The following is an 8,387-nucleotide window of genomic DNA, read 5'->3' on the forward strand; positions in this document are numbered from 1 at the left end:
TCGCGGACCAGGGAACGCGAAGAGCGTTCCTGCGGGAGGGGAAGAACCCCTGTCGTGTCCTTCAGGCCCTCGACGGCGAGGACGGCCTCGCGCTCGGCGCGGGCGGCCTGCTCGCTCTCGCCCACCAGCCGGTCGCGGCGGTTGCGCTCGGCGAGCACGCGCTCCTCGCCGCCCTGAGGGGTGCGCTGCAGCTCGCCGGCCCCGACGCGCCAGACGTGGCCGTCCGCGGTGACGAGCGTCCCGGTGAACGTGAAGGGGACCGTGTCGGGCAGCGCGTCGACGAGCCAGGCATCGGTGAGCGCGCGGCGGGCGATCGCGACGGCGGCCGGGGTGCCGGAGACGCGCGGGGCCAGGGCGGTGGCGCCGTCGATCGGCGGGGGGCCGGCGTCGGCACCCGCGTCATCGGGCTCGCCGGACCGCGCGGCATCGGTGCTCGTCGCCGACGACGCCTCGGGAACGGACGCGGACGCCGCGTCCTCCGCGGCCGCGCCGGATCCGGGCGCGGCCTCGGTCCCCGGGTCGCCGCCCGCGGACTCGAGCAGCACCCGGACCCCGTCGCGGCCGGCCTGGTCCAGCAGCTCGCGCGCGCTCGCGGGGTCGGCGGCCACGGCGGCGCCGAGCCGGCCGTCCAGCGCGGCCGCGACGGCGAGCTCGCAGCCGTCGTCGACGCGCAGGCCGTCGCTCAGCGAGGTCGGCTCGGGGACGCCCGGCCGGCGCGGGCCCTTGCGGCCGCCCGCGACGCCGCCGGCGCCGCGCAGGAACTGGTTGGCGGCGGCCAGCTGCGAGCCGATCGCGGCGGCATCCCGGCGGGCCTGCTCGACGGCCTGCTCCAGCGCGCGGCGGCGCCCGCGGACGGCCTCGGCGCGTTCCTCGGCGGCGCGGCCCTGCGCGCGAACCTCCTCGGCGGCGGCCTGCGCGGTCGCGACGCCGCCCTCGGCGGCCACGCGGGCCTGCTCCAGGACGGCGACCTCGCGCTCCAGCGTCTCCTGGCGCTCGCGGTCCAGCCGCTCGAGCTCCTCCTCCAGCGCCGCGATCCGCGACGCGCCGACCTCGTCGGGGCGGTCGTGCGCCGCGGCGGCGGCGAGCTCGGCCAGCGACTCGCGGCGACGCTCGATCCGCTCCTCGAGCGCCTGCCGGCGGTCGGCGACGCGCTCGACGCGGCCCTCGATGCGGTCCGCCGCGGACTGCACGCGGCGGGCGCGCGACGACAGCTTGTCGCGGCGCTGCGCCTGTTGCTGCAGCGCCTCCTCGGCCTCCCGGCGCTCGGCGACGACGGCGTCGAGCTGGCCCTGCAGGTCGTCCCGCTCGGCCCGGGCGGCCGTCGTCTCGATCTCCGCCGCAGCGAGCTGGGCGCGGCGGGCGCGCAGGCCGTCGCGGACGAGCTCCCAGCGGGCCTCGACGGTCTGGCGCTCCAGGCGCTCGTGCAGCTCGGCGGCCTCGGCCTGGCGCTTCAGCGGGCCCAGCTGCTTACGGGCCTCCTGCTCGACGAGCAGCGCCTGGTCGAGGTTCTGGCGCGTGCGCTCGAGCTTGAGCTGCGCACGACGGCGGCGCTTGCGGTGCTTGCCGAGGCCGGCGGCCTCCTCGATCAGGAGTCGGCGGTCCTTCGGCTTCGACGTGACGATGCCCTCGACGCGCCCCTGCGAGATGACGGAGTGCGCCTCCTTGCCGAGGCCGGTGTCGGAGAGCACCTCCTGCACGTCGGTCAGGCGGCACGAGGCGCCGTTGAGCCGGTAGCCACCGCCCCCCGTGCGGTCGAGGCGGCGGACGACCGAGATCTCGGCGACCGGCAGGTCGACGGTGCCGTCGGAGTTGTCCAGCACGAGCTCGACCTCGGCGGCGTCGCGGGCCTGGACACCGCGTCCGCCGCCGAAGATCACGTCCTGCATCGACTGGCCGCGGATCGCGAGCGGCCGCTGCTCGCCCAGCGCCCAGAGGATCGCGTCGGTGACGTTGCTCTTGCCCGACCCGTTCGGGCCGACGACGACCGACACGCCCGGGTCGAACTCGAGGCGCGTGCGGTCGGGGAAGGACTTGAAGCCCTTCAGGGTGACCGACTTGAGGTGCATGGGTTCGTCGCGGGCGCCGGCCTAGGGCTCGACGGTCGCGAGCGCCTCCCGCGCGGCCTCCTGCTCGGCCAGCTTCTTCGAGCGACCGCGCCCGGCGCCGACGACGTCGTCGCCGACGACGGCCTCGACCACGAACGTGCGGTCGTGCGGCGAGCCGATCTCGTCGGTCACCCGGTAGACGACCGTGCGGCCGCGCGCCATCAGGCGCTCCTGCAGCCGGCTCTTGTGGTCCGCGGGGTGGTCGAGGGCCTCCTCGAGCTCCGGCGAGAAGGCGGCGACGACGGCCTCGGCCGTGCGGGCGTAGCCGTACTCGAGGTAGCAGGCGCCGATGATCGCCTCGCAGACCGACGCGAGGACGCGCTCGGTGCGGGTGAGGTCGGCGACGCGGCGGCGCAGGTTCTCCGGCGCGACCTCGGCCATCCGCCGCGGGACCTCGAGCCGCTCGGCGACCCGGCGGCACGGCGCGGCGGAGACGGTGCCGGCGCGGACCTCGGTCAGGCGGCCGGCGCCGAAGCGCTCGGCCTCCAGCGTCCGGAAGAGGTGCGTGGAGACCGCGAGCTCGAGGACGCTGTCGCCCAGGAACGCGAGGCGCTCGTAGGAGTCCGAGCGGCGCGTCGTCCACGACGAGTGGCTGAGCACCGGGCGCCGCGCCGACTCGGGCAGGCCGTCGAGCAGCTCGCGCAGCGGCCGCGTGGAGAGGTCCTCGCTCACCCGGTCCTAGGCCGTGGCCGGCAGGTGGCGCAGCACCGCGTCGGCGGCCTCGCCCACGGTGGTGATGCGGGCGGCCTCGTCGTCGGGCAGCACGACGCCGTGGCTGTCGTCGAGCTCCTGCACGAGGGTGAAGAGGTCCAGCGAGTCGGCCTCGAGGTCCTCCCGCAGGCGGGTGGCCTCGGTGATGCCGGCTGGATCCACCTCGAGCTCCTCCGCCAGGTGGCGGCGCACGATGTCGAGTACCTCGTCGCGGGTCATGGCCCCGGAACGCTACCCGTTGACGCGGTCGGGGCCCGATCCGGCGTCCGCGGCCGCGGCGGCCACCGCGTCCCCGGCCGGTGCGGCGACCGCGGCGGGCGGACGGCGCAGGGCGCCGGCGTCCTCGAGGTCCCGGTGGATCAGGTCGGTGACCTGCCGCTCGTGCCCCTGGGCGGCCAGGACGATCGCCCGCGCGAAGCCCTCGCGGGTGAAGCGGCCGTGGGGCACGACGCCCAGCGAGCGCAGGCCGAGCAGGTAGGCGCCGCCGGAGCGCTCGGGGTCGATCGAGGCCTTGAAGCGGTTCAGCGCGGGCTTCAGCAGCAGGCCGCCGAGCATCGCCATCGGGTTGGACGTCGCCGCCTGCCGGACGCCGGAGACGACGGTCTGGGACACGCCCTCCATGAGCTTCAGCGCGACGTTGCCCGTGAACCCGTCGGTGACCACGACGTCCGCGACGCCGGTGGTGACGAGGTTGCCCTCGATGTTCCCGACCCACTCGATGTGCGGGTGGCCGGCGAGCCGCTCGCTGAGCAGCCGGTGGACCTCGACGACGTCGGGGGTGCCCTTGGTGGGCTCCTCGCCGTTGGAGAGCAGCGCGACGCGCGGGCGCTCCACGCCCAGGACCGTCCGGGCCAGGGCGGCGCCCATGAAGCCGAACTGGACGAGGTGGTCGGGCCGCGCCTCGACGTTGGCGCCGACGTCGACGAGCGTGACCGGGTCGCCGAGGGTCGGCAGCGGCAGCGCGAGCGCGGGCCGGTGGATGCCCCGGGCCCGGCGGACGTGCATGAGCCCCGCCGCGAGGGCGGGACCGGTGGCGCCGGCGACGACGAACGTGTCCGCGTCGCCGCTGGAGACGTCGCGGATCGCGCGGACGATCGAGGCCTCTGGGTGCGAGCGGACCGCGAGCGCCGGATCGGGTGCCTTGGCGATCGACATCGGCGCGTCGACGACCTCGATGGCCGCGATGCCGTCGACGACGGCGCGGAGCTCGGCCTCGGGGCCGAAGAGGCGGATGCGGACGTCGGCCCGGGCGGCGGCGAGCTTCGCGCCCTCCGCGACCTCGGCGGGACCGAGGTCGGCCCCGGTCGTGTCGACCGCGACGGTGACCGTCATGGAGCTGGGACCGCGGCCGGGGTCACCGGCCGCGAAGGTCCTAGAAGTCGAGCGAGCTCTTCGGCGCGACGACGACGCGGCCGTCGTAGTAGCCGCAGGTGCCGCAGACGCGGTGCGGAATGCGCGCGCTGTGACACTGCGGGCATTCGTTCACCGTCGGGCGCGCAGCCTTGTGGTTCGCACGGCGCTTGGCGGTACGGGCGTGAGACTGCTTCTGCTTCGGTACGGCCATAAGACGGGCAAGAATAGGGATTTGCGCCGCCCCGCGTCGGCTGCCCGTGCAGGGCCTTTCGCGCGGCGCGGCCGCCGGCGGGTGCGGCGTCCGCGTCCCGCCGCGTGCCCCGTCCCGCGGGGAGCGGCCCTACGGCCCCTGGACGATGTTGCCGTCCGCGTCGAAGCGGATGCCCGACAGCGCGGCCAGGCGCGGGTCGGGCCCGGCCTGGTGGGTGTGGCCGGGGTGGTCGTTGAGCTCGATCCCGCACTCGGGGCAGAGACCCAGGCAGTCCTCGCGGCAGAGGACGCGGACGGGGAGCGAGAAGACGAACGAGTCGTTGGCCCAGCGGTGCAGGTCCAGGTCGTCGCCCTTGACGTAGTCGCTGTCGAACTGCTCCTCGGGCGTGCGCTTCTTCTGCTCGAGCTCGCGGACGTCGACGGCGACCTCGCTGCTCGTGGGCGTCAGGCAGCGCATGCACGGCCCGGCGATCGTGGTGTCGAAGCGCAGCTGCAGGGCGTAGCCGCCGCCGAGCATCCGGGAGATGTCGAGACGGACCTCCTGCTGGGCCGGGTCCGGGGCGTACCCCTGCTCGCTCAGGCGGACCGCGTCCAGCAGGACCTGCAGGTCCATCCGGCGCCCCTCGCCGGGGCTCATGCGCAGCCCGGAGAGGTCGATCAGGTCGGTGGGCTCCATGGACCTACGGTACCCGCCGCGCGCCGCGGCGTCGCGTGCGCCCTCAGCGGTACTGCCAGCGTGGCGTCAGCCCCAGCAGCTCGGGCACGGTCACCAGCCGCAGCCCTTTGGCCCGCAGGTGCGCGACGATCGCCGGAAGGGCGGCCAGCGTGGCGTCGCGCGGGCCGCCGCCGTCGTGCATCAGGACGATCGATCCGGCGGTCGCGGCGGACGCGCGGGCGACGACGGCCGGCGTCCCGGGCAGTTGCCAGTCGTCGGTGTCGATCGTCCAGGTGACGTCGAGCATGCCGAGCGACGAGAGCTCACCGTCCAGCGCCGATCCGCGGGCGCCTCCCGGCGGGCGGAAGAGGCAGGGGGCGAAGCCGACGGCGCGCTGGATCGCCTGGTTGGTGGAGGTGATCTGCTCCAGGTTCCCTCCGCCGCCGACGTCGACGTGGCTCCACGTGTGGTTGCCCACCGCGTTGCCCTCCTGGACCATCCGCCTGAGCAGCGCCTCGTTGCCCGCCACCTGGCGACCGATCAGGAAGAACGTCGCCGGGACGCCGAGCCGGTGGAGCTCGTCGAGGAACGCGGCGGTGTGGGTCCACGGGCCGTCGTCGAAGGTCAGCGCGACGGCCCCGCGGGCCGCGGGGCCCCGGGTCACGGACGTGGGACCGGAGGCCACGCACCCCGCCTGGACGGCGCGACGCACGTGGTAGAGCGCGGACCCGGTGGCGGGCACGCGGTCCGAGCACGGTGCCGACGCCAGGCAGTCGTCGCCGCCCTGCCAGGCGGTCGTCGCGTACCAGCGGGTGACGCCGGTCTCACGGCCGACGAGGTCCGCGGGCGCGCCGACGACCTCCAGCCCCGTGCGGCCGGGACGGGAGATGGCGGCCGTGCTCGCCCGCCAGCCGACCGGCTGACCGTCGTCCCCGATGTCGGTCGCGCGCAGCGCCAGCCCGGAGCCCTTCCGCACGACGCAGGCTCGGTGGGCCTCCCGGCCGTGCCGCGACGTCGACAGGCAGATCCGCCGTCCCGCGCCGCCCTGCAGCCGCGCGGCGTCCCAGCGCTCGCCGGTGCGCAGGGACCAGCGCAGGTCGGGGCCGTCCTGCACGAGCGACGTGCGGCGGACGTCGAGGGGGCCCGCGTCGCGGCCGTCGGCGACCACGGTCTCCGGGGCCGGGGCGGTCCGCGGTGGCGTGGCGCGGACGGTCGCCGGCCGGTCGGGCGTGGCGGGGCGGCCCGGTCCCGCGCCGGCGGCGGCGCCCGCCGCGACCGGCACGGACAGGACCCCCGCCCCCGCCAGGAGGACCGCCACCGCCGTCGGGCGCACACGCAGCATCCGCCGATCGTAGGGCGCCGCGGACGCGGTCCGCGGCGGGTGGCGCCGTGCCGCTCGGGCCGGCGGTGTCCTGCCGTGAGGAGCGCGTCGGGACGCGGGAGGCCCCGCGCCGGTGCGGACCGGGCCGCCCTCAGGCCGTGCGCAGCTCCCTCTTGAGGACCTTGCCCGTCGCGTTGCGCGGGAGCCGGTCGATGAAGACCACGTCGCGCGGGACCTTGAAGCTCGCGAGGTGCTCCTTCACGCGGGCCTTGAGGACGTCCACCGGCAGCTCGGCGCCGTCGGCGAGCACGACGACGGCGCGCAGCACCTCGCCCCAGCGCTCGTCGGGGACCCCGAAGACCGTGACCTCGGTGACCTCGGGCATGTCCGCGATGAGGTCCTCGACCTCGCGCGGGAAGACGTTCTCGCCGCCCGAGACGATCATGTCGTCGTCGCGGCCGTCGACGAACAGCCGGCCCTCGGGGTCGAAGTGCCCGACGTCGCCCGACGACAGCAGCCCGTCGATGACGTCCTTGCCCCCGCCGCCGGTGTAGCCGTCGAACTTCATGTCGTTGCCGACGAAGATCCGGCCGACGGCGCCCGGGGCGGTCAGCTGCCGGCCGTCCTCGTCGTAGATCCGGACGGCCGTCCCGCGCGGGGCCTTGCCGGCCGTGCCCGGCGCGGAGCGCAGGTCCTCGGGGGTGGCGATCGTCGCCCACCCGACCTCGGTCGAGCCGTAGAGGTTGTAGAGGACGTCGCCGAGGCGGTCCATCGCGCGGATCGCGAGCTCGCCCGGCAGCGCGGAGCCCGACAGGGCGACGATCCGCAGGCTCGAGAGGTCGTGCTTCGCCAGCGTCTCGTCGGGCAGCTCGAGGATCCGCTGGAGCATCACGGGGACGACCGGCAGCACCTGACAACGGTGCGCCGCGATCGCCCGCAGCGTGCCCTCGGGGGTGAACTTCCGCTGCATCACGAGCGTCGACCCGAGCGCGAAGCCCATCGTGAAGTGCAGGTAGCCCCACGAGTGGAACATCGGGGCGGCGAGCATCGTCCGCTCCTCGGAGCGCAGCGGCATGCGCGAGAGGATCTGCGCGGCGGGGCCGAGGCCCTTGGGCTGCTGGCGCGCCGCGCCCTTCGGCGTCCCGGTGGTGCCCGACGTGAGGATCACCATCCGCCCCATCTCGGTGGGCGGCTCCAGCGCGGAGCGGTCGCCGGCCGCGATCAGGTCCTCCGCCCGCGGGACGTCGCCGAGGTCCGCGGCCGCCAGATCCGGGTCGGCCCACACGACGTGCTTCAGCGCGCCGTCGGTGCCCGCCCAGCCGTCGTCGCCGGCGACGAGCCCGCGGAACTCCTGGTCGTAGACGGCGACGACGGGGCGCTCGCGCTCCAGGACGTCCCGCAGCTGCGGACCGCTGAACATCGTGTTGAGCAGCAGCTGGTGGACGCCGAGCTTGCTCGCGGCGACGATCGTCTCGACGAAGCCGCGGTGGTTGCGGCACATGATCGCCAGCGCGTCGCCCTCCCGGACCCCGATCGCCCGCAGTTGGTGCGCGAGCGCGTTGCTGCGCTCGTGCACCTCGCGGAAGGTCAGGGACCCGAAGTCGTCGATCAGCGCCGTGTGGTCCGGGCGGCGGGCGGCGTTCATCGTGTACCCGGCCGCCGGGGTCGGCCCGAACTCGTGCAGGCCCTTCAGGACGTCGGCCACGACGCGCGGGCGCATCGGCCCGACGACGCCGGCGGCGACCAGCTGCCGCAGGAGGAACGCGGTGTCCCCCGCGCGGGTCGCGACCTTCTCCAGCGGGGCGGCGAGCGGCATGGGGCGAATGCTACCCGCAGTACGGAATCGGTGACGGCGGCGTCACCACGGGGCGTACGGCGGCTCGTCGGCTAGCGTCCGGGGCGTGTCCGCCTGGTTCGAGCAGTACGGCTGCGACGTCGTCGCCGACCGGCTCGTGGTCGGCGCCGGCCCGCGGGACGGCGCCCCCCGAGCGGGGGGCGCGGGCCGCGGACGTAGGGAGAGGGGCGGGTTGGG

General features: G+C 75.8%; 8 protein-coding genes. All 8 read right to left on the reverse strand.

Features of this window, described 5'->3' with window-relative positions; translation table 11 throughout:
* Positions 1–2,066: AAA family ATPase (locus AB0L40_RS24850; protein ID WP_364360997.1), on the reverse strand; the 2,066-nt coding region annotated here is incomplete at its 3' end.
* A 21-nt stretch (positions 2,067–2,087) separates the two neighbouring features.
* Entirely contained in the window at positions 2,088–2,777 is a 690-nt protein-coding gene (locus AB0L40_RS24855; RefSeq protein WP_364360999.1) for a ribonuclease III domain-containing protein, read from the reverse strand.
* Positions 2,778–2,783: 6 nt separating this feature from the next.
* The gene (locus AB0L40_RS24860; RefSeq protein ID WP_364361001.1) at positions 2,784–3,035 is read right to left on the reverse strand and encodes an acyl carrier protein; all 252 of its coding nucleotides are present in this window, start codon (positions 3,033–3,035) and stop codon (positions 2,784–2,786) included.
* A gap of 12 nt (positions 3,036–3,047) precedes the next feature.
* On the reverse strand, positions 3,048–4,148 hold the full coding sequence (gene plsX, locus AB0L40_RS24865; protein ID WP_364361003.1) for a phosphate acyltransferase PlsX: 1,101 nt from the start codon (positions 4,146–4,148) through the stop codon (positions 3,048–3,050).
* 40 nt (positions 4,149–4,188) lie between these two features.
* The gene (gene rpmF, locus AB0L40_RS24870; protein ID WP_364361006.1) at positions 4,189–4,380 is read right to left on the reverse strand and encodes a 50S ribosomal protein L32; all 192 of its coding nucleotides are present in this window, start codon (positions 4,378–4,380) and stop codon (positions 4,189–4,191) included.
* A 129-nt stretch (positions 4,381–4,509) separates the two neighbouring features.
* Positions 4,510–5,055 (reverse strand): DUF177 domain-containing protein, encoded by a 546-nt coding sequence (locus AB0L40_RS24875; RefSeq protein WP_364361008.1) that lies wholly within the window; start codon positions 5,053–5,055, stop codon positions 4,510–4,512.
* 43 nt (positions 5,056–5,098) lie between these two features.
* Positions 5,099–6,376, reverse strand: a complete 1,278-nt coding sequence (locus AB0L40_RS24880) for a polysaccharide deacetylase family protein (protein WP_364361010.1) — start codon at positions 6,374–6,376, stop codon at positions 5,099–5,101.
* Between the two features lie 130 nt (positions 6,377–6,506).
* Entirely contained in the window at positions 6,507–8,171 is a 1,665-nt protein-coding gene (locus tag AB0L40_RS24885) for an AMP-binding protein (protein WP_364361012.1), read from the reverse strand.
* Between the last annotated feature and the right edge of the window lie 216 nt (positions 8,172–8,387).

Source organism: Patulibacter sp. NPDC049589, assembly GCF_040675535.1.
In the GTDB taxonomy this organism is placed as follows: Bacteria; Actinomycetota; Thermoleophilia; order Solirubrobacterales; family Solirubrobacteraceae; genus Patulibacter.